This is a genomic window from Nocardia panacis (genome assembly GCF_003598715.1).
In the GTDB taxonomy this organism is placed as follows: Bacteria; Actinomycetota; Actinomycetes; order Mycobacteriales; family Mycobacteriaceae; genus Nocardia; species Nocardia panacis.
In genome coordinates, this window is sequence record NZ_QZFU01000046.1 from 1 (window position 1) to 1688 (window position 1688).

Annotated in this window: 1 protein-coding gene; it reads left to right on the top strand. The window is 48.1% G+C overall.

From position 1 onward, the window contains the following. Positions 1–175: 175 nt before the first annotated feature. A complete protein-coding gene (locus D5S18_RS36745; protein WP_203237022.1) occupies positions 176–1681 on the top strand; it encodes a transposase in 1506 nt (501 codons plus the stop codon). Positions 1682–1688: the final 7 nt, after the last annotated feature.

A 1688-nucleotide genomic window follows, 5' to 3' on the forward strand; every position in this document is an offset into this window, starting at 1 on the left:
TATGATCTATGCAGTTCGTGTCATTAACTGGTAAACGGTGGTTTTTGCTGCACAAATGTCACTAATTTCTCGAAATTAGGACGAAAAACCACTTGACATTTTGGAAACACCCCCATAATCGCGAAGGATACCTCTATTTGCAGGGTATATCTTCTAGATTATAGGTGGTTTGCCAATGTCAGCGTTACAAAAACCGAGATTTACTGAGCTCAATCATAGTGAATGCGCGGGAGCCCCCGTCCTAAAAAGTTTGTGGGATCGTTTTGACTTCTCTCTGCTGCTCTCCCAATCCGGCATGATGAAGCGTAGTGGAACACCGTCTTGGCTCCTTTGCTTCCTTTATGTCGTCGGTCTCGTTTCCAATTGTTCATCCGTTGTTCAAATGGCACAGTTAGCCGACAAGGATGCCTTGCTGAAAGTCATGTTCCAGCCCTGGAAGCTCACTCAGTATACGTTGAGCCGCTTCTTCACGACTAGCTTTGCCTGGATGACCTTTGGAAAAAAGCGTGTCGAGCGATTGCAGCAAGATACCCTGACCCGACTCTCCGATGGGGATGTGGTCAATCTCGATGATACGCATAGTGCGCATCCCTACGCCAAACAACTTCCGTTTCTCAGCTGGCTCTACGACCATTCCACAAAAACATATGCATGGGCGATGAATCTTGTGGTCCTGCAAGCTGTCCTAAAAAGCGGATTGGAATATCCGTTGTTTTACCGCGTGTGGCATAAGCCGGAAACGAAGGGTGAGGGTCTTACGAAGCTGGATCTGGCCAGACAGATGCTTTTGATGCTGCGTGAATCCGTCACATGCCGACTGTGGGTGGCGATGGACCGGTGGTATCTGTGCAAGAAATTTTTCGTATTCCTAGAAGAAAACAACTTTGATTGGGTAACCAAGGCCAAGCGCAACACCGCTTTATTCCGTAAAGTCATTGAACCCGGTACCCGTCGAGAACGCTTCGTGCCGCTGACTCCGGTCATGCTCATCCGCGAAGTGTTCAAGGATTTGACTCGTCAAGCGACATCCGGATTGAGTTCCATTTCCATTCCGGGTATTTACATGAAGCGCCCTTACACCACTATAAATCGAAAAGGAAAGCAAGTGACCAAACAACGATTTGTACCGATCGCCGCTGTTGTCGCCATGCGATTAAAGGAAGATGAACAACCCGATTCGAATCCCGTCCAGACAGAAGAGGAAGAGTCCCCTGCCACTTACAGAGGCGCGTACTTGCTCATCAGTAACCGCTTTGATGCGCCGGAGCAAGCATTGCAGACCTACGTAAAACGCTGGCGGATCGAAGTGTTCTTTCGTGCAGCCAAGCAGGAACTGGCTTTTGAAAAGTGCCATGCCCAATCCGAAGCGCATCACCATGCTCATTTCGAGCTATTGTTCGCCGCTGAGACATTATTAGCCGTTGCGCTTTTCGAACTGAACAAAGAAAAAACGAGTGATGAAGGCTACACCCACGGCGAAATGGTTCGTGGCCTCTTCCACACTCGTTGTCAGGTTCGCGTGAAAAACCACAAGGGCATTCAGCGAATCTCTATTGATTGTGACATACAAGTGCGGCAATTTGCAAGACTAATTGAATTGTTTTGGCCAGAGCATTATTTAATGCTTCTTTGGGTTACACCCAGACCAGAACTTTACCAGGTCTTACCACGAACTGCATAGGTCATGT

Excerpts from the sequence above, each read along its gene's own strand:
- D5S18_RS36745 (WP_203237022.1), top strand. The coding sequence starts at position 176 with ATGTCAGCGTTACAAAAACCGAGATTTACTGAGCTCAATCATAGTGAA.